Source organism: Pseudomonas sp. FEN (assembly GCF_904067045.1).
Taxonomy (GTDB): Bacteria; Pseudomonadota; Gammaproteobacteria; order Pseudomonadales; family Pseudomonadaceae; genus Aquipseudomonas.
The window spans coordinates 1-20,224 of record NZ_CAJFDC010000027.1 but is presented as its reverse complement, the minus strand read 5'-3'; the positions used below and the strand labels follow the sequence as shown (position 1 = coordinate 20,224).

At 58.8% G+C, this 20,224-nt stretch carries 16 protein-coding genes and 3 pseudogenes; 6 read left to right on the top strand and 13 right to left on the bottom strand.

Annotated elements, in window-relative coordinates; genetic code table 11:
• Window positions 1-84: 84 nt before the first annotated feature.
• A complete protein-coding gene (locus PFEN_RS22120; protein ID WP_191488838.1) occupies window positions 85-849 on the bottom strand; it encodes a GntR family transcriptional regulator in 765 nt (254 codons plus the stop codon).
• 226 nt (window positions 850-1,075) lie between these two features.
• Between PFEN_RS22120 and PFEN_RS22115 the strand changes: the two genes are divergently transcribed.
• On the top strand, window positions 1,076-2,266 hold the full coding sequence (locus tag PFEN_RS22115; protein ID WP_191488837.1) for a benzoate/H(+) symporter BenE family transporter: 1,191 nt from the start codon (window positions 1,076-1,078) through the stop codon (window positions 2,264-2,266).
• Between the two features lie 136 nt (window positions 2,267-2,402).
• Here PFEN_RS22115 and PFEN_RS31585 read toward each other — a convergent pair whose 3' ends face one another.
• The 4 genes and pseudogenes from PFEN_RS31585 to PFEN_RS22100 all read right to left on the bottom strand — a co-directional run bounded on the left by PFEN_RS31585 (window position 2,403) and on the right by PFEN_RS22100 (window position 6,923).
• Window positions 2,403-3,107, bottom strand: a complete 705-nt coding sequence (locus tag PFEN_RS31585; RefSeq protein ID WP_412071467.1) for a methyl-accepting chemotaxis protein — start codon at window positions 3,105-3,107, stop codon at window positions 2,403-2,405.
• Between the two features lie 204 nt (window positions 3,108-3,311).
• A pseudogene (locus PFEN_RS31580) lies at window positions 3,312-3,488 on the bottom strand (HAMP domain-containing protein); the annotation flags it as partial.
• Between the two features lie 998 nt (window positions 3,489-4,486).
• Window positions 4,487-5,911, bottom strand: a complete 1,425-nt coding sequence (locus PFEN_RS22105) for a PLP-dependent aminotransferase family protein (RefSeq protein WP_191488835.1) — start codon at window positions 5,909-5,911, stop codon at window positions 4,487-4,489.
• Window positions 5,912-6,161: 250 nt separating this feature from the next.
• Entirely contained in the window at window positions 6,162-6,923 is a 762-nt protein-coding gene (locus tag PFEN_RS22100; protein WP_191488834.1) for an SDR family oxidoreductase, read from the bottom strand.
• Window positions 6,924-7,158: 235 nt separating this feature from the next.
• On the opposite strand from PFEN_RS22100, the gene PFEN_RS22095 reads away from it, so the two are divergent.
• A complete protein-coding gene (locus PFEN_RS22095) occupies window positions 7,159-8,163 on the top strand; it encodes an NADP-dependent oxidoreductase (protein ID WP_191488833.1) in 1,005 nt (334 codons plus the stop codon).
• A 75-nt stretch (window positions 8,164-8,238) separates the two neighbouring features.
• Here PFEN_RS22095 and pyrF read toward each other — a convergent pair whose 3' ends face one another.
• Window positions 8,239-8,937, bottom strand: coding sequence for an orotidine-5'-phosphate decarboxylase (gene pyrF, locus PFEN_RS22090; protein WP_191488832.1), 699 nt, complete (start codon window positions 8,935-8,937; stop codon window positions 8,239-8,241).
• Between the two features lie 261 nt (window positions 8,938-9,198).
• Between pyrF and eat the strand changes: the two genes are divergently transcribed.
• Window positions 9,199-10,563 carry an ethanolamine permease gene (gene eat, locus PFEN_RS22085; protein ID WP_191488831.1) on the top strand — a complete coding sequence of 455 codons (1,365 nt, stop codon included), beginning with the start codon at window positions 9,199-9,201 and terminating at the stop codon, window positions 10,561-10,563.
• A gap of 122 nt (window positions 10,564-10,685) precedes the next feature.
• A complete protein-coding gene (locus PFEN_RS22080) occupies window positions 10,686-10,853 on the top strand; it encodes a DUF2897 family protein (protein ID WP_191488830.1) in 168 nt (55 codons plus the stop codon).
• Window positions 10,854-10,870: 17 nt separating this feature from the next.
• On the opposite strand, the gene PFEN_RS22075 is transcribed toward PFEN_RS22080, so the two are convergent.
• Window positions 10,871-11,722: an urea carboxylase-associated family protein gene (locus tag PFEN_RS22075; RefSeq protein ID WP_191488829.1), complete on the bottom strand. Its 852-nt coding sequence runs from the start codon at window positions 11,720-11,722 to the stop codon at window positions 10,871-10,873.
• Between the two features lie 15 nt (window positions 11,723-11,737).
• Window positions 11,738-12,391: a GntR family transcriptional regulator gene (locus tag PFEN_RS22070; protein WP_191488828.1), complete on the bottom strand. Its 654-nt coding sequence runs from the start codon at window positions 12,389-12,391 to the stop codon at window positions 11,738-11,740.
• Window positions 12,392-12,557: 166 nt separating this feature from the next.
• Between PFEN_RS22070 and PFEN_RS22065 the strand changes: the two genes are divergently transcribed.
• A complete protein-coding gene (locus PFEN_RS22065) occupies window positions 12,558-13,118 on the top strand; it encodes a TetR/AcrR family transcriptional regulator (protein ID WP_191488827.1) in 561 nt (186 codons plus the stop codon).
• Between the two features lie 65 nt (window positions 13,119-13,183).
• Here the strand turns inward: PFEN_RS22065 and PFEN_RS22060 are convergent, their stop codons facing one another.
• The 5 genes and pseudogenes from PFEN_RS22060 to PFEN_RS22040 all read right to left on the bottom strand — a co-directional run bounded on the left by PFEN_RS22060 (window position 13,184) and on the right by PFEN_RS22040 (window position 18,525).
• On the bottom strand, window positions 13,184-13,522 hold the full coding sequence (locus PFEN_RS22060; RefSeq protein WP_191488826.1) for a ComEA family DNA-binding protein: 339 nt from the start codon (window positions 13,520-13,522) through the stop codon (window positions 13,184-13,186).
• Between the two features lie 197 nt (window positions 13,523-13,719).
• On the bottom strand, window positions 13,720-14,739 hold the full coding sequence (locus tag PFEN_RS22055) for an MraY family glycosyltransferase (protein ID WP_191488825.1): 1,020 nt from the start codon (window positions 14,737-14,739) through the stop codon (window positions 13,720-13,722).
• Between the two features lie 507 nt (window positions 14,740-15,246).
• Window positions 15,247-15,984 (bottom strand): annotated as a pseudogene (gene istA / locus PFEN_RS22050) (IS21 family transposase); the annotation flags it as partial.
• A 175-nt stretch (window positions 15,985-16,159) separates the two neighbouring features.
• A pseudogene (locus tag PFEN_RS22045) lies at window positions 16,160-16,426 on the bottom strand (ComEA family DNA-binding protein).
• Between the two features lie 113 nt (window positions 16,427-16,539).
• Window positions 16,540-18,525: a polysaccharide biosynthesis protein gene (locus tag PFEN_RS22040; protein ID WP_412071466.1), complete on the bottom strand. Its 1,986-nt coding sequence runs from the start codon at window positions 18,523-18,525 to the stop codon at window positions 16,540-16,542.
• A 1,206-nt stretch (window positions 18,526-19,731) separates the two neighbouring features.
• Between PFEN_RS22040 and PFEN_RS30805 the strand changes: the two genes are divergently transcribed.
• Window positions 19,732-20,224 (top strand): hypothetical protein (locus tag PFEN_RS30805; protein WP_224771046.1); only part of this gene is annotated, 493 nt, incomplete at its 3' end.

Here is a 20,224-nt window from a genome sequence, read left to right as displayed (position 1 = left end):
TTCGCAGCCCAGCGCGGGCAAGCCCGCTCGCCACAACTCCTGGCTCGACTCAAGATCATCCTTGGCTCGAAGAACAGCTTCCGATCAGAGTTTTGCCCCGGACCGCCCCGGCTTCTTCGCCAGCATCAGGTGCGAGAACACCGCATGCAGGTCATCCGAGGCACTTTCCTCCTCGAGGTTGAGCTTGCTGTCGATATGATCCATATGGCGCATCATCAGGTCCACCGCCAACACCGCGTCCCGAGCTTCGATCGCGTCGATCAACTGGGTGTGTTCATCGTAGGAACAGTGCGAGCGGTTGCCGCTTTCATACTGGGCAATGATCAACGAAGTCTGCGACACCAGGCTGCGCTGGAAGCTGATCAGCGGAGCGTTCTTCGCCGCCTCCGCCAGCTTGAGGTGGAACTCGCCGGACAGGCGGATCCCCGCCCCACGGTCGCCACGGGAAAAACTGTCGCGCTCGTCGTTGACCATCTGCCGCAACAGGGCCAGTTCCTCGGCCGTGGCGTGCAATACCGCCAGCTCGGTAATCGCCTTCTCCACCATGCGCCGGGCCAGGAACACCTGGCGGGCTTCCTCGACACTGGGACTGGCCACCACCGCGCCACGGTTCGGACGCAACAGCACCACGCCTTCATGGGCCAGGCGCGACAAGGCGCGACGAATGATGGTGCGACTGACCCCGAAAATCTCCCCCAGCGCTTCTTCGCTCAACTTGGTCCCGGGCGCCAGGCGCTGTTCGAGAATCGCCTCGAAGATATGCGCGTAGACGATATCGTCCTGGGTCCCGGTGCGACCGACCTTGCCGGCACGCGGTTGTTTCTTGAGAGGTTGCAACTGTTCGTTCATGGTCACTCGGATCGGAGACGGCGGCGAATGGACCCCGACTGGCGAACGGCACAGCGGGTCACTGACAAGTAGCGCATAAAAGCCTGGCACATTGTACACAAAGCCAGGTGCCGACACGACTGTACGGCTATTTGCCGCAGTGGCTGTATTGCAATCGCTGTCCACCTTTGCGTTTAGTCTACCGGGACTGCCATTGCCCGTTTCCCAGTACAAGGAATGCCACTCCATGACCGACATCACCCAGGCACGCCCGCGCCCGCTGGCCGACACGTCACCCTCCGCCGTGGTCGCCGGTTTTATTGCAATGATGACCGGCTACACCAGCTCCCTGGTGCTGATGTTCCAGGCCGGGCAAGCCGCGGGACTGAGCACTGGCCAGATTTCCTCGTGGATCTGGGCTCTGTCGATCGGCATGGCAATTTGCAGTATCGGCCTGTCCCTGCGCTATCGCACGCCGATCACCATCGCCTGGTCGACACCCGGTGCGGCCCTGTTGATCACCAGCCTGTCCGGGGTGACCTATGGCGAGGCGATTGGCGCCTACATCACCTGCGCGGTGCTGGTGACGATTTGCGGCCTGACCGGCAGTTTCGAGAAGCTGGTCAAGCGCCTGCCCTCATCGCTGGCGGCGGCGTTGCTGGCGGGCATCCTGTTCAAGATCGGCAGTGAGATATTCATTGCCGCGCAGCATCGCACCGGGCTGGTGCTGGGGATGTTCTTCAGCTATCTGATCGTCAAGCGCCTGTCGCCGCGCTATGCCGTGCTGACCGCCCTGCTGGTCGGCACGGCCGTGGCGGGAATGCTCGGGCTGCTGGATTTCAGCGGTTTCAACCTGGAGGTAGCGAAGCCGGTATGGACCACGCCGGTGTTCTCGCTGGCCGCGACCATCAGCATCGGTATTCCACTGTTCGTGGTGGCCATGACCTCGCAGAACATGCCCGGCATCGCCGTGCTGCGCGCCGACGGCTACAACGTGCCGTCGTCGCCGTTGATCAGCGTGACCGGGATCGCCTCGCTGCTGCTGGCGCCCTTCGGCTCCCACGGGATCAACCTGGCGGCCATCAGCGCGGCCATCTGCACCGGGCCACATGCCCATGAGGACAAGAGCAAGCGCTATACGGCCGCCGTATGGTGCGGGATTTTCTACGGGATTGCCGGGACCTTCGGGGCGACGCTGGCGGCCCTGTTCGCCGCGTTGCCCAAGGAACTGGTGCTGTCGATCGCGGCGCTGGCGCTGTTCGGCTCGATCATGAACGGTTTGAGTCTGGCCATGAACGAGCCCAGGGAACGGGAGGCGGCGCTGATTACCTTTATGGTGACGGCTTCGGGATTCACGCTGTTTTCGGTGGGATCGGCCTTCTGGGGGATCATCGCGGGGGTGCTGACGCTGCTGATCCTCAATTGGCGCAAGGCCTGAGCACAACATACAACCTGTGGGAGCGGTGCTTGCCCGCGAAGAGGCCCTTCAGGGCGCTAAAAGCTTCGCGCCCACACAAGCACTGTTCCCACACAAGCAGCGCACCCACAGGCTTGCCACCCCAGGCTTGGGACAATCAGATCCGGAAATGCCCGACCATCCCCTTCAATTCCATCCCCAACTGCGCCAGCTCGATGCTTGACGCCGCGTTACCCTGCATCGCCAACGCCGACTGATCGGCACTGGCGCGAATGCTGGTCACGCTGCGATTGATCTCTTCGGCCACCGAACTCTGTTCCTCGGCCGCCGCGGCGATCTGCTGGTTCATCTGCTGGATCAGCGAAACCGCCGCGGCAATGCTGCCCAGCGCACTCTCGGTCTGCAACGCATCGCTGACCGCCAGCTTGACCAGTTCGCCACTGCTCTGGATCTGCTGCACCGAGGTCTGCGCCGCCGTGCGCAGGGCACTGACCAGCCGCTCGATCTCTTCGGTGGACTGCTGGGTACGCTTGGCCAGGGCGCGGACCTCATCGGCCACCACGGCAAAACCACGGCCCTGTTCACCGGCCCGGGCCGCTTCGATGGCCGCGTTGAGGGCCAGCAGGTTGGTCTGCTCGGCCACGCTCTTGATCACCCCGAGCACCGTGCCGATGTTCTGGATTTCCGCGCTGAGGCTTTCGATACTCTGGCTCGCCGAGCTGGCCGAGTCCGCCAACTGCTCGATCCGCTGCATGCTCTGGCGCACCACCTGCTGGCCGCTGTCGACCTTGTCGTCGGCGGTCTGCGCCGCCTGGGCGGCCTCTTCGGCATTGCGCGCGACATCATGCACCGTGGCCGTCATCTGGTTCATCGCGGTGGCGACCTGCTCGGTTTCTTCCTTCTGGGTGCTGACTTCCAGGTTGGTCTGTTCGGTGACCGCCGACAACGAATGCGCCGAGTTCGCCAGTTGCTCGATCCCCGCCTGCAGGCCGCTGACGATACCGCTCAGGCCCGCGCCCATCTGCTGCATGGCCAGCATCAATTGACCGATTTCATCGCGGCGCTTGACCTCGACCTTACCGGTCAGGTCACCGGCGGCAATCTGCTGGGCGACCAGGATGACACTGCGCAACGGCGCGACAATCAGGCGGGTAATCACCAGCGCCGCCACCAGGCCGACCAGCAAGGCCAGGGCGGACGAGCCGATGATCAGCAGCGAATTCTTCTTAAGCTCGGCCTGCATCGACAGGTCTTCGGCGGCGTAGGCCTGGTTGACCCGCGCCACCACCTGGGCCGCGCGCTCATGCAACTGCTGGTAAACCTTTTTCTCCTGCTCCAGCAGGCCGGTGTATTCGGTCAACTTCTCACCGAAGCTGGCAATGTGGCCACTGACCTCGGTCAGCACTGTCTGATAGCCAGGGTCCTTGACCGAGGTCTTGAGTTGTTCGACCTGGGCCAAGGCCTGGTCAGCCTGCTCGATCTTGCCTTTGTTCTCGTTCTCTTCATCACCTTTGCGGCTCTGGTCCAGGCGCACCCGGGCTTCGTTCATCGCCTGCAACATCAACTGCGAGACATGGCTGACCTGGCCAGCCTGCTCGACAAATTCCTTGCCGTCCTTGCCCTGGGAGTCCTTGAGGGCGTAGGTGCCGTCGTCGGACAGCCCGGCCTGGAGCACGTCAAGGTTGTTGGCCACGCTGGAAACCGACCAACTGGCCATTTCCAGTGCCAGGTCCTTGGTCTGGGTCAACTCGACGAATTCGTCGAACGCCTTGCGGTAGGCGCCCAGCGCCTGCTCGACATCGGTCATGAGCGGCACATTGGCCGCCGATTGGGCCTTGAGGATCTGCGCCTGCGCCACCAGGCCGTCGACGCCCTGGTGCAGGGCATCGACGGTCTTGGGGTCCGAATGCAGCGCGTATTCCTGCTCGAGCAAACGCACCCGGAGCAATTGGCTGTTAAGCGACGACATCTGCTTGAGCCCATCGAAGCGCAAGCTGATGGTTTGCAAGGACCAGACACCAATGGCCGCCACCAGGCCGGTCAACAGTAGGACCAAGGTAAAGCCGATACCCAGTTTCTTCGCCATACCGAGGTTGGCGAAACGTCCTTGCACGGCAGAAATCATGGCGCTTAATCCCCGATTAGAATGCTGAAGGTGCACACGCCCATTCAAGATTCATGCAGATTGGCAATCGGGACGGGTAAAGCACAAGCCTTTGGCGCCGGAATAATGGCCAAAAGCTACATCCGCGTCGCTTTCAGAATGGTCGAGGTCGATTCGGCGCTACCCAGCAAACGGAAGAACTTTTGCGCGCGCAGATCCGAAGCATAGGCCACATTTATCCGTAGCCAGTCGCTGGAAGTACCTTGCGGCATAAAGGCCTCACCCGGGGCCAGCAGCACCCCAAGCTTGCGCGCGCGCGTCAGGACCTGGGCCAGCGGATAGCCCGGGCTGCGCGCCCAGATGAACATGCCACCGGCAGGCTCGGCGAACACCTCCCAGCCCGTCCTCTCCAAGGTATCCAGGGTGCTGACCCGCTCCACGCTCAGGCGCTGGCGCAGGCGCTGCACCAACTTGCGATAAGTGCCATTGGCCAGCAGCGTGGCCACCACGCATTCGGCGAAACGCGAGGCGCCGAGGCTGGTGATCATCTTCATTTGCGCCAGACGCTGGATCAGTTCGCCCCGGGCGCGGATGAAGCCGACCCGCAACGAGCTGCTCAGGGTTTTCGAAAAGCCGCCGACGTAGATCACCCGCTGGGCGTTATCCAGCGCCGCCAGCTGCACGCCGGGCCCGCTTTGCAGATCGCTGTAGATCGCGTCTTCGACGATCAGGAAGTCATGGGCCTGCGCCAACTGCAACAACTGCGTGGCCACCGCCAGGGTCAGGCTGGTGCCGGTCGGGTTGTGATAGAGGCTGTTGATGAACAGGCAGCGCGGACGGTACTGCTGCAACAGCTTGCGCAATTGCTCCATGTCCGGCCCGGACGATGTCCGCTGCACCTCCAGCAACCTGACCCCTTGTAGTGCCAGCAGCTTGTACAGGTTGGCGTAGCCCGGTGTTTCCACCAACACGCAATCACCCGGCTTGAGCAACTGGCGCACCAGCAGGTCCAGGGCCTGGGTGACCCCGTGGGTCGTCAGTATCTGCTCGGGCGCGCATGGGATGCCCTTTTGTCCCAGGCGTTTCTGGATCTGCTGACGTAACGCCAGCAGCCCAAGGGGCGTGCTGTAGCTGAACATCCCATGCATCTGCGTGCGGCTGACCTGGCGGATGGCATAGGCGATGTCATCGCTCTCACGCCAGCTTTCGGGCACCCAGCCGCAGCCCAGCTTCAGCTCGCCCAGGGGATGCTCGCTGAAGGCCCCCCAGTCCGTTTCCAATCCTTCGTACCACTGCGGTTCAGCGCTGTCCCGAACATCGCCATGGGCGTCCGAGACAATAAAGGCCGAGCCGTTGCGCGGCGTCAGCACCCCCTGTGCCACCAGCCGCTGACAGGCTTCCAGGACATTCGCCTGGCTGAGTGAGTTGTCCTTGGCCAACTGTCGAACGGATGGCAGGCGAGTCCCAGGCCCCGCGCGATGGCAACGAATCCACTCGATCACAGCGTTGACGATTTGCTGCACGACGGGAACCAGCGCCTGCCGATCAATTTCCAAATCCATTGTGTTTGACGCTCCAACCCATTGTTATTGCTCGTTAAACAGTTAAACACAAAAGCCCGGGGGGCTTGCTTGCACAAAAAGCCTCTCGCCTTCGCCCTGGAAGGCCCGCCCGCCGGGCGCCGGAGACAGCAACTGACGCTCGGGAGCGAATCTGCCGACCGTATTTCCAACACCGACGGACATAAAAAAACCCGCCATTAGGCGGGTCCCTTTCAAAACGGCTACGGTTGCGGGCGAAGCGAGCGACAGCTCAAATCGCGGTGGCCCCGCCGTCCACCGCCAGGGCATGGCCAGTGGTGAAGGCGGCACCGTCGCTGCACAGGTAAAGCACGGCACTGGCAATCTCCTCGACCTTGCCGATGCGTCCGACCGGATGCATGGCCGCGGCAAACTCGGCTTTCTTCGGATCGGCCTCATAGGCGCGCCGGAACATGTCGGTATCGATCACCGCCGGGCAGACGGCATTGACGCGGATTTTCTTCTTCGCGTATTCGATGGCCGCCGACTTGGTCAGGCCGATGACCGCGTGCTTGGATGCCGCATAGATGCTCATCTTCGGCGCCGCGCCAAGCCCGGCCACCGAGGCCGTATTGACGATGGCGCCAGCGCCCTGGGCCAGCATCAGCGGCAACTGGTACTTCATGCACAGCCAGACACCTTTGACATTGACGCCCATGATCGCGTCGAACTCGTCGAGGGTGCCGTCGGCCAACTTGCCTTTCTCGATCTCGATGCCGGCATTGTTGAAGGCGTAGTCAACCCGTCCGTAGGCGCTCACAGCCTGCTCCATGAGGTTGCGCACATCGGCTTCCTGAGTGACGTTGCAACGCACGAACAGCGCTTCGCCGCCCGCCGCGCGGATCAGTTCGACCGTGCCTTCACCCGCGGCGACGTCGAGATCGGCAACGACCACTTTCAGACCTTCGGCGGCAAACGCCAGGGCGGTCGCCCGGCCAATGCCGGCCGCCGCGCCAGTCACCAGGGCCACCTGGCCGGAAAACGTCATGCTCATGGTTGTGTCCTCAATGCGATACAAAAGGGCTGTTGTGTGAGCAGTCTAGCCAGCTGGCCGGCTGTCACGGCAGCACTATCAGAAGGCCGGTTAATGGCTTATGCATCGCAGTGATAAGTTCATGGGGCCTTTCATCATTACAGTGGATCACAGCCTATTCGCCCCAGCTGAAAAACTTGCCGTCTGCCCGATGAGGGTCTATCAACAAGACTTCATTGATCTTCGAGTGCCTGCCATGACCACCCAGAACAATCGCCAATTCCTGCTGGCCAAGCGCCCGGTCGGCCCTGCGACCCGCGAGACCTTCACCTATCAGCAAGTTCCGGTAGGCGAGCCGGGAGCGGGCCAGATCCTGGTCAAGAACGAATACCTGTCCCTCGACCCAGCCATGCGCGGCTGGATGAACGAAGGCAAGTCCTACATCCCGCCAGTGGGCATTGGCGAAGTGATGCGTGCCTTGGGTGTCGGAAAAGTCGTAGCGTCCAACCACCCGGGCTTTGCCGTCGGCGACTACGTCAACGGCGCCCTGGGGGTACAGGATTATTTCCTCGGCGAGCCGAAAGGCTTCTACAAAGTCGACCCGAAACTGGCGCCGTTACCGCGCTACCTTTCCGCCCTGGGCATGACCGGGATGACCGCCTACTTCGCCCTGCTGGATGTCGGCGCGCCGCAAGGCGGCGAAACCGTGGTGATCTCCGGGGCGGCCGGTGCGGTCGGCAGCATCGCCGGGCAGATTGCCAAGCTCAAGGGCTGCCGGGTGGTCGGGATTGCCGGCGGTGCCGAGAAGTGCAAATTCCTGATCGACGAGCTGGGCTTCGACGGGGCCATCGACTACAAGAGCGAGGACGTTGGCGCCGGCCTGAAACGCGAATGTCCGAAAGGCGTGGATGTGTATTTCGACAACGTCGGGGGCGATATTCTCGACGCGGTGCTCACCCGCCTGAACTTCAAGGCACGCGTGGTGATCTGCGGCGCCATCAGCCAGTACAACAACAAGGAAGCGGTGAAAGGCCCGGCCAATTATCTGGCGCTGCTGGTCAACCGCGCGCGCATGGAAGGTTTCGTGGTGATGGACTACGCCAGTCGCTTCGCCGCCGCCGGACAGGAAATGGCCGGCTGGATCGCCAAGGGCCAGCTCAAGAGCAAGGAAGATATCGTCGAAGGCCTGGAGACCTTTCCGGAGACGCTGATGAAACTGTTCAGCGGGGAGAACTTCGGCAAGCTGGTGTTGAAGGTCTGAACCGGCACCTCTGCAGGTAGAGCGCATCGCGGACAATCGGGCGGCGACCGATTGTCCGCGACAAGGTCTTCATGATCAGGCCAGTTCGGCCACTACCGCCGCCAGCGCCTGGGCCGGATCGGCCGCCTGGCTGATCGGACGACCGATCACCAGATAATCGGCACCGGCATCCAGCGCCTGGCGCGGGGTCAGGATGCGACGCTGATCGTCCTGGGCGCTGCCCGCCGGACGAATCCCCGGGGTCACCAGTTGCAAGCCCGGATGGGCACGCTTGAGTGCGGTGGCTTCCAGGGCCGAGCACACCAGGCCATCCATCCCGGCTTTCTCCGCCAACGCCGCCAGACGCAATACCTGCACTTGCGGATCGACATCCAGGCCGATACCGGCCAGGTCCTCGCGTTCCATGCTGGTCAGCACGGTCACGCCGATCAACAACGGCTGCGGCCCGCTGCGCTTATCCAGTACCTCGCGGCACGCCGCCATCATGCGCAAGCCGCCGGAACAATGCACATTGACCATCCACACGCCCATCTCCGCCGCCGCCTTGACCGCCATGGCCGTGGTGTTGGGAATATCGTGGAATTTCAGGTCGAGGAACACCTCGAAGCCCTTGTCACGCAGGGTGCCGACGATGTCCGCCGCGCAGCTGGTGAACAGCTCCTTGCCGACCTTGACCCGGCACAGCTTCGGATCCAGTTGATCGGCCAACTTCAGGGCGGCGTCACGGGAGGGGAAATCCAGGGCGACGATGATAGGCGTCTGGCAAGCGGACATGGGCGGGCTCTCTGGCAAGTCGAAATCGGCGCGCATTGTAGCGGAACCCGGGGCGGACCGGGACCCGGTGATCGGTAAATCTAGCCGCAATGCGCCATAAACGCCCGCCCCCGCACCAAAGCAAGTCGAAACCCTGGCGAACATCGGCGAAACGTCCTCGATACGACAGCTTTTTGCCTATAACGACCTATCCCTGACGACTGGCACGCCCGCTGCAATCAGCCGATTCGAGCCGTATCCAAACCGTTCAGGGAGAAACGCATGAACACACAACTCAAGCCCACGCTGGGCACGCTGCACCTGTGGGGTATCGCGGTCGGACTGGTGATCTCCGGCGAGTACTTCGGCTGGAGCTACGGCTGGGGGACCGCCGGTACCCTGGGCTTTCTCGTCACTACCTTGCTGGTGGCGACCATGTACACCTGCTTCATCTTCAGCTTCACTGAACTGACCACCGCGATTCCCCACGCCGGCGGGCCCTTTGCCTACAGCCGCCGGGCCTTTGGCGAACGCGGCGGGCTGATCGCCGGGATTGCCACCCTGATCGAATTCGTCTTCGCCCCACCGGCCATCGCCATGGCCATTGGCGCCTACCTCAACGTCCAGTACCCGGACCTCGACCCGCGCCTCGCCGCCGTCGGCGCCTACGTGGTGTTCATGGGGCTGAACATCCTCGGCGTCAGCATCGCCGCCACCTTCGAACTGGTGGTCACCGTGCTGGCGGTCGCCGAACTGCTGGTATTCATGGGCGTGGTCGCGCCAGGCTTCAGCTTCAGCAACTTCGTGCTCAACGGCTGGGCCGGCGCGAGTAGCTTCAGTATCGACTCGATCCCCGGCATCTTCGCCGCGATCCCCTTTGCGATCTGGTTCTTCCTCGCCATCGAAGGCGCGGCCATGGCCGCCGAAGAAGCCAAGGACCCCAAGCGCACCATTCCCAAAGCCTATGTCGGTGGCATCCTGACCCTGGTGTTCCTGGCCCTCGGCGTCATGGTAATGGCTGGCGGCGTCGGCGACTGGCGCCAACTGTCGAACATCAACGACCCATTGCCCCAGGCGATGAAAGCCGTGGTGGGCAACAACTCCAACTGGATGCACATGCTGGTGTGGATCGGCCTGTTCGGCCTGGTGGCGAGCTTCCACGGCATCATCCTCGGCTACTCGCGGCAGTTCTTTGCCCTGGCCCGGGCCGGTTACCTGCCACGCTCGCTGGCCAAACTGTCGCGTTTCCAGACTCCGCACCGGGCGATCCTGGCCGGCGGCGTGGTCGGCATCGCGGCGATCTACAGTGACGGGCTGGTCAACCTGCAGGGCATGAGCCTGACGGCGGCGATGATCACCATGTCGGTATTCGGCGCCATCGTGATGTACATCATCAGTATGCTGAGCCTGTTCAAGCTGCGTAAAACCGAGCCGAACCTGGAGCGCAGCTTCCGTGCGCCGGGCTATCCGATCGTTCCGGGGATTGCCCTGGTGCTGGCAGTGGTGTGCCTGATCGCGATGGCCTGGTTCAACACGTTGATCGGCCTGATTTTCCTCGGGTTCATGGCCGCGGGCTTCCTCTACTTCCTGGTGACCGGACGTCTGCGCGCCGCCGCCCCGGCCGATGCGATGCTGACCGGACTTTAAGGGCTATTCGGGCAGATCGGGCTTACAATGGAACCATGGAGAAGTCTTTTGACTCAAAATGGTAAGGGCCAATTTTTGCGGATGAAATGCTCATCCGCAAACGGCTCCTCAAGGAGAACCTTATGCCCTGGTATGCCTGGTTGATCATGGTCATCGCCATCGGCTCCATCGTCGGTGGACTGATGATGTTGCGCGACACCGCGAACAAAGTGGAACTGACCGACGAACAACGTCGGCGCGTCGAGGAACGTAATGCCGAGATGGACGCCCAGGACGCGAAGGATCGCTGATCGCCCATTCTCGTTGGTTATTTCTCCCAGGCCGCCTTGGCGATATGCAAGCCATGCTGACCTTTGTAGTCGGCTCGTTCCGGCTGACTCCAGCCTTCGAGCAATGATGGCTCAAGCCGATAGACCTCCACTCCCAATGGGCGACAGACACTGAGCGGGTCCTGCGCCTCGGGGCCCCACATCGGCAGCGAAAGATCACCACCCGGACAGGTGGACAGCGCGCACAGCAAGTCGATTTCGGCAAAGAATTCCAGATAATCGCCCTTCTGCGCCGGACAGGCCTTCATGAAATACATGTCGTCATGATTGAGCCCGGTGCACTGGAAGATGTTCAGCACATCGTGGACATCGAATTCGGTCAAGCCATGGGGCAGGACGGCGCGGGTCAGGTTCGAGTGGCAGTGATGGTGGAAGTCTTCCCCGGTCAGCATCTTGTTCACATACGGATCACAGCGCGTCCCCAGGAGATCGTGCAGGCGTCCGCCATGCTCGTCGATGCCGTAGCCGGCCAGGCTGTCGTCGGTGATGGTCACCAGCGGACGCAGGAATGGCAGGTTCGACCAGAGTCGGTCATGGGTACTGACATGGGCACCTTGCAACTGACGGGTGCGAGCCGCCCAGAATCGCTCGCGCGGGTCGTTGGCATTCCAGACGTTGAAGTCGCCGACCTGCGGGCCGACCGGCGTGGTCACCCGGAACGCATGGCCGGCCGGCACCTTCCAGGCGCGCCCGGTACGGATCGGCACCTCGAACTGCTCGATCAACGTGCGGGCGGTCTTTTCCTCGCGAATGCGCTGGTAAAACGCGGCGTCCACCTGCAAGGCCGAGCCTTTGCTGACCTGATAGGCGGCGGGATAGTCTTTATACATGGTCAAGCTCCTCGATCAGTGATGGAAAGGGCGGCTTAGAAAATCGAGCAGCATCTGCTCGGAATCGTCGAGATACAGGCTCATCGCCTCCCCCGCGGCGGGCTTGTCGCCCTCGGCGAGCAGGTCGTGGATAGAGCGGTCACGCGCCAGCCAGGGTGCTTGAAAACGCTGTTCATCGGGGGCCACGGAAAACACCAGGCGCAACTGCGCGACGATATTGGTAAAGAACTCATCAAACAGAGGACTGCCCATCAAGCCGACGATATGTTGGTGAAACGCCAGACTGTGGGTGCCCAGGGCGCGCCAGTCCTCGCGCTCGCGGGCCAGCTCGGCGGCCTCGATGGCTGCGAGCATGCGATCGGACTGGTATTCGCGTAGTGGCTTGCTGTGGGCGATGGCCTGCAGTTCCAAGGTGCGGCGAACCAGGAAAAGATCGCGCACCTCATCGAGCCCCAGGCGTCGCACCATCACCCCCTTGTTACGGACATAGCGCGCCAGGCCTTCCTGGTCGAGTCGATGGAGCGCCTCGCGAATCGTGTTGCGCGAGGCGTTATAGGCGTTGACCAAGTCATTCTCGATCAGCGGCATGCCCGGCAACAGGCGACCGCCGATAATGTCGGCGCGCAACTCCAGGGTAATCTGATCGGCCAAAGACAGCTGTACACTCATACTCATCGCCTCGGATTGTTCAACAATCGTAGAGCAATGGGTAATCACTATTCATGCCACATCTGCATTTCAGCTTTTTTTCTCCTCATGCGATGGCATCCGAAAAAACATGACAGAACGCCAATAAGTCGCGGTTATCATGGCCTGACGATTTGGAGATCCCGCCATGCGGTATTCGCAAGACCATAAAGCCCAGACCCATGAACGCATCATCAAGGAAGCTGCGGCACGCTTTCGACGTGATGGTATTGGCGCAACGGGCCTGCAGCCGCTGATGAAAGCGCTGGGGCTGACCCATGGCGGCTTCTACGCGCACTTCAAATCCAAGGATGAATTGGTCGAGAAGGCACTGCAGGAGGCGGCGGCCGAGCTGGATGTACACTGCGACACGCTGTTCAGCCAGGACAAACCGTTGCAGGCTTTCATCGACAGCTATCTGTCCGAGTGGCACCTGAACACCCCGGATCACGGCTGCCCACTACCGACCATGTGCCTGGAGCTGGGGCAACGTGGAGAGCCGAGCCCGACGACGGATACGGTGATCGAGTCGCGGCTCAGGCAGGTGGAAGAAGCGCTGGGCTCGGGTCCGGAGGCTCAGGATCAGAGCATTGTGATGCTGGCGACACTGGTGGGCGCACTGGTGCTATCCAGGAGTGCCGAGGACGAGGCGTTGGCGCAGAAGATATTGGCGGTGACGAAGGCGCACCTGAAGGATCAGGTGGAGTAAGACGCGGCCTTGCATCTTGAGAAAAGGCCGATCACTGGATCGGCCTCTTCTACCAATAAGCCTACTCAGTTGATATCGAGCTTGTCGCGATTCTTGTCGAGCAGCGACTTGCCTATGCCTTTGACTTCAAGCAATTCGTCCACTGAAGAGAAGGGACCGTTCGCTTCACGATAGGCAACAATGGCCTGGGCTTTGGCTTCACCGATGCCGGAGAGTTCGCTCTGGATAGTTTGAGCGTCAGCCGTGTTGAGGTTGAGCTTGCCAGGCTTGGCGGTGGCCGCCGCCGGGCTTGAGGCGGGAGTTGACGAGTCGGTCTTGGCGGTCGCGGCCGGCGCGGCATTGACCACGCCAGTGAGGCCCAGCAGCAGGGCGAAAGCGAGGGAAGAGATAAGGCCTGTATGCATAAGTGACACTCCATGACATCGTGATGAGGAAAGCAGCTTTTCCGAAGCTGTTTTCCAAACCTAGATGATGAGGGTCACCTGTCAAAAAACGCGTCATTACCAAGTGTGTAACGATCAGGAATGCATCCGGTGCGACAGGCAAATCCAGGCAACGATCTCGCCACCCGGAGCCTAGCTATTTACAAAGAGATAACCGATTAATCAAGCACCTCCAACTCACCCGCATGAAATCTGACCGCGATAAACATCAAAGGGGTATAAGCCAGTACTATGCCGGTGAGACCGTCCAGTACAGACAAGCCGACGCACAAGCCGATAGGCAATAACCAAACGACATTGATCCCGAGCACAGCCAGAGTCACAGGTAAGTGACGGCCAGCCTGGCGCGAAGCAAATTGATAGGCGTGACTACGGTGAGCTTCATAGACCTTATCGCCGCGCAACAAGCGTCGCACCAACGTAAAAGTCGCATCTACGATAAAGACCCCCAACAAAATCAGCCATACCCAGAGCAAATGAGGCGAACTCCAAGCCGCATGGAGAGAAAGCCCTCCCAGCATAATGCCTAAAAACCCGCTCCCCCCATCCCCCATAAAAATGCGCGCAGGTGGAAAATTCCAGTAAAGAAAACCGACAACCGCCATTGCCAGACACAGCGGAGTCCAGACCAAGTCCTCGTATCCTTCCAGCGTATAGACAAGACAAGCACTGAGGCACACAAAAATAGCCTCGACGCTGGCGACTCCGTCAATTCCATCCATGAAATTATAGAGATTTAGTATCCATACCAAGTAGAAGGCAGCCAAGACATGACCCAACCATCCCAAATTGATCTCGTCCCCAAAGAGACTCAGTGCTGGCGCCCCCCCCAAACAAAGCAATATCCCAAAAGAGGCACAAAAGTGAGCGAATAAGCGCCAACGAACGGCTATATGCCTATGATCATCGACGAAGCCTACTATCGCGATAGCGCTACCAGGTGCAAAAAGAGCCCAAAACACCGGCCAGCGCATCATGCCAGCCCAGACCAGAATCAGCAGAGCGATCAAGAAGCCGAGCACTATCGCCACACCACCACCACGGGGCGTTGCAACCGAGTGCGAGCTACGACCATTTGAGATATCCACCAAGCTGCGAGCCAGCGCATATCGACGTAACACCCCCGTCAACAATAATGAGAAGACCAGCACAAACGCACACAACAGCAAAATCATCATCTGGCTCAAAATCCCTGAAATATTCAATCCATAATCACTAGAGAGTCTTCCACATCCGGCACACCGGGATGAGTCACTTACAGATCGACTATCAACAGTCAAGCCAGTCTTCTCATAAACCGCAAGCAGCGAGATAACGAGCCTCAAGGCAAGTCCGTTTCATTCAACTCAAAGGGGCGAGGCAGGAAACTGAATTGGCACCGAGCCTCGGAATGATCAAACACCAGAGGCCGATCACTGGATCAGCCTCTTCTACCAATAAGCCCACTCAGTTGATATCGAGCTTGTCGCGATTATTGTCGAGCAGCGACTTGCCTATGCTGCGTATTTTGCTCATCGTGACCGGTCATTTCGCCAACAACGTGAGCGATTTCTGCCCCCCCATGGCGCGGGGTCTAAATTCTAACCGCATCGGTCACGATGCCGCCTCTTCTTCCGTCTTTTGACGTCGCAGCGACTCGCTTTTCATCACCACTCGGTACGCGCTGCGCACCAGTCGATCCAGCTACGCGGGCGCGCCGGGAGCATGATGGCGCCATAGTGCCGAGCACACTCCAGTGCCGCGCGATTCAGGCCCGGCTCGTAACGGTCAGGCCGGGCAACCAGGGCGCGCGGGTTGTCCGGGACGATCATTTCAGGGACATCACCGAAGTAGCTGAGGGCCTGGCTCAACGCCGTCAGCCAGCCGACTTGGGTCTCGCCCGGCGTGGCACAGGCATAAGTGTAGTTCGAGGCGCCGAGGGCGGCGACGAAGATGTGCGCCGGGTGGATCTCGCCGGTGGCGGCGTCAATTACCGGTAACGTCGGCCCGGCGTAGTCGATGAACAGTTTTTCGCCGGCGCGGTGCTGCTGACGCATCGAGCGTTTGAGGGTGCGGGTGTAGCTGCGGTAGTGCTCGACGAACTGGGTGTAGCGGTAGGTCGGCAGGTCGGGATGGGCTGCGTTGTATTCCTCCAACAGCAGTTGCAGTGTCACGCCTTTGCGACGGAGTTCGCGGTTCAGGGTGATGACGTCGGGCAACACGCGGTCGCCGCGGGTGTGGACGATTCTGGCGGCGGGCACCAGGGCGGTGCCGAGCGCCACTTCGTCCAGCAGCGCCGCCGCGGGCCACTCGATGCCAGTGTCGCGCGCGGCCTTGATGTACTTGCTGACGACGCCCTTGGACAGTTGCAAGGCGCGGCCAATTTTCTCGTGGGACAGGTCGACCTCGAACTTGAGGCGCAGGCATTTTTTGATATTACGCATGGCTACTCGTTGCCCGCCGTCCTTCGATTCCCCGAAATGGGACGCAGGGCGGCGGGTCAGGTCATGCGCAATGAGGGGCAGGGCATTTCGCCAACAACGTGACCGGCTGTTTCGGAACAGGCGGAAAATCGGTCACGTTGTTAGCGAAATGAGCGGTCACGCCTTAGGTGTTCGGTCACGATGGGCCGAAATACGCACCTATGCCTTTGACTTCAAGCAATTCATCCACTGAAGAGAAGGGACCGTTCGCTTCACGATAAGCAACAATGGCCTAGGCTTTGGCTTCACAGATGCCGGAGAGTTCGCTCTGGATAGTTTGAGCGTCAGCCGTGTTGAGGCTGAGCTTGCCGGGCTTGGCGGTCGCGGCCGGGGCAGCATTGACCACGCCAGTGATACCCAGCAGCAGGGCGAAAGCGAGGGAAGAGAGAAAGCCTGTATGCATAAGTGACACTCCATGACATCGTGATGAGGAAAGCAGCTTTTCCGAAGCTGCTTTTCAAACCTAGATGATGGAGGTTGCCTGTCAAAAATCAGGCATTACCAAGTGTGTAACGATCAGGGATCCATACGGCGTTGCAAGTAAATCCAGTCGACGATCTCACCGTCGGGAGCGTAACCGCTTACGGTATCGCGCAACACTTGTCGAACACGCACGTAATCATCACTCTCAACCGCAGCCATCAATTCATACAGCTTGGACTTGAGCATATCCCATGGAAGCATATCTTCGTGGGCACTCATGATCATCGGGTGCCGGGTCGCCACGACGTTGTCACCGATCAGCAGCTCCTCGTAAAGCTTTTCACCGGGCCGCAATCCGGTGAACTCGATAGAGATATCACCATGAGGGTTCTTATCCGTACGCACGCTCAAGCCGGAGAGATGAATCATCTTTTCGGCCAGTTCGACGATCCTGACCGGCTCCCCCATGTCCAGAACAAAGACATCGCCTCCCTTCCCCATTGAGCCAGCCTGAATAACTAATTGGGCCGCCTCTGGAATAGTCATAAAATAACGTGTGATCTTGGGATGAGTAACAGTTAGTGGCCCACCGGTTTTTATCTGCTTATGGAACAGCGGAATTACTGAGCCCGAGGAGCCAAGCACATTCCCGAAGCGGACCATGGTGAATCGGGTTTTGTTCACCCGCGATACATTGGTTTGATCGCCAAATAGTACTGGGGCGAGTTCACGACTGAGGGCCTGCAGCGTCATTTCAGCCAGGCGCTTGGTGCTGCCCATCACGTTGGCTGGACGAACCGCCTTGTCAGTAGAGATAAGGACAAAGTTTGCAACACCAGCCTGTAAGGCGGCTTGTGCGGTATTTAAGGTGCCGATCACATTGTTCAGTACACCTTCGGCGATATTGTGTTCAACCATAGGTACATGTTTGTACGCCGCAGCATGGTAAACCGTCTCGACATGCCAGCTTTTCATGACTGATAGGAGCTTAGGCTGATTACGCACGGAACCCAGAATAGGCAGCAAGCGCACCGCCAACGACTCTCTGTCAACACGCTGCTCAAGCTCGGAAAGAATATTGTATAGATTGAACTCGCTGTGTTCGTAAAGCAGAAGCGTAGTGGGACGAAGCGCCAGAATCTGCCGACAAAGTTCGGAACCGATAGAACCGCCTGCCCCAGTGACCAGAACCGTTTGATCCCTGATGCAATGCTCGAGTAAATCTTCCTGAGCTGGCACTGCATCACGGCCAAGCAGGTCCGCGATGTCGACCTCCTGAATGTCATCAACCTTGACTCGACCACTGGCAAGATCCATGAAGCCGGGCACACTTCGAACATGCAGCGGAAAACCTTCCAAAAACCCCAGAATCTCGCGTCGACGAGCGCGATTGGCCGAAGGCACCGCCAACAGGATTTCTACAGCTCCGGTAGCCTCAATCATGCGCTGAATGTGCTTGGGCTTGTACACCTGCAAACCGGAAATCACCCGATCGGCAATGCTTTTATCATCATCAATAAACGCCACTGGACGCATTACCCGCCCCATGCGCAAGGCAGCAACCAATTGGTTACCGGCGGCGCCGGCACCATAAATGGCAACGCAAGGCAATCCATTATCACGAGTGGTGAAAGGAACGTGCTGTGCCGCAGTAAACCAGTCACCTAGAAAATACTCACGCATGGCCAAGCGCAGTCCACCGACCATCATCATGCTTAACCACCAGTAGTTAAAAATGATCGAGCGAGGGATGACATGCTGATGGTTGCTGTACCAGTACACCACCACGCCGAGAATCAACGCAGAAAGGCTGACAGCTTTGACGATTGCGATCAGAGCATCATTGCCAAAATAACGCATCACAGCCCGGTACATCCCAAAACGAACAAAAAGAGGGATCGCAATAACCGGAGCCGCTATAAATAACCAGAAGTGTTGCGTAAATGGATTCCTCATCTCGTCGATACCCAAGCGGACGACAAATGCCATCCACAAGGCCAACCAGACCAACAGGACGTCGGTAACGAGTTGCAAAGTACGCTTGCGCCGACGTGAAAGACTCAACAAATATTTTCGCATTTCATTAATAATCCCGTTGCCTACTGTTTAAACTCCACAGAGCCGGAGCTAATCAGCTAAAATAAATTTTACGCACAACACTCCCGCCCTAAAACATGAAGCCGCACGCCTAAAACCATCATTCTAACATAGACCACAATTAAGCTAATAGCCCCTTTAAACTCAACATACAAAGCAACCAACAACAAAAAAACCAGATCAATTACCAACATCTTCAATGTGACGATAAAATTCGCACCCAATTGATGTAATATATACGGAGATACATGGATGCGGTATGCTTCACAGATCCTTGCCCCTAGCAAAATTCGCCTTTTCAATGTGGCTGCCGCCTCCACTATCAAGGTCCCGGTCAGAGTCAACCAAACCCAAAACAGACTCGCACCATGCCAGACCGCCCATGCAAAAATACGCTTAATACCATGTCTAGAAAACCACTTCCTGCACCACACATAAAAATCTGCGCTGGCGTGGGGAGGGAAGCGAGAGCCGAATGACACCTTATTCGATAGAGCATCGGGAGTGAGGCGAGGCAAATGGCACCCTGAATCGGACAGCGTCGGATCCGCAGGACGCTGCAGCGATTACCGATGCGATCCTGTAGACCAGGCAGCAGGGCAATTGTGCCGAAGGAGTACAAGCTGGCTCAACAGTCAAGCCAGGACAAACGCTGACGAACGCTGTGACCCATGACTTGTCCACCGCAGTGCCGAGATTCTCTGCTCACTATGCTCAGGAACGTCAGTCCGATCTGCCCCCATCAGAGACTGGCTAATCTGTATGCTTTGGTATTGACCTGTCGACTGATCTCTGGCGGCCCCAGATACTGCCGAGACCGAAATCTATGGCCTAATGATTCACGAGCGTAAGCTGCTAACTGTTCAAACAAAATACGGTAAAGGTTGAGTTCACTGCGCTCGAACAACAGTAAGATGGGCTGCAACGCCAGGTTCTGACGAAAACACATATTAGGTATTTCCGAAGAAGCGATAACCATCCTGAGATCGAGGGGATACAGCAAGCGCCAGCGGCGAGAACCGAACCTCTAGACCGGATGGAGGCCACAACAGCCCCCACGAAGTGCTTTTCGGGGACGATCCGCTTCCCGATTCTGAGCGCGCTGGCACTATTTTGAATATTCCCGCGTTCAAGCACACCTCTCTATGGCATCATACCACCACTTTCAGACGTCGCAGAAAAAACAGCATGAGCATGAATCATACCATTTTCAATAAGCTATCGGATCCCCGGAGTATCGCGTTGACCTCCTTAGGGTTGGCCCTTTTATTTTTATTTTTTTGGTTCAGTCCACCACTCAACTTGACCATGCAAGAGGCGGAAGCCTGGTCAACCATGGGTATGATCGGTACGCTCGCATACTTAATCCTATCGAGCGTCCTCGTTCATCGAACGATAGTACATACCTATGTTTTTTTTATCGGCTGTATATCACTATTTATAGGCGGTCGTTTTTTAGCACATGCAATGGGGTTCGATCTCTCGATCCTTAAAATGGAGAGCAATTTTTTCTCGGTCCACCGACCAGACTTTGTAACCATTGATCTTAACGCAAACGAAGGGCTTCGCCTGTCGATCTACATCATAACCTGCTTACATGCAATACATGCCGGCTACATGTTTTCCGTGTGGAAAACATCAAAAAAAATAGAACGTTCGATTGACCTAGAGTGGACCAAAA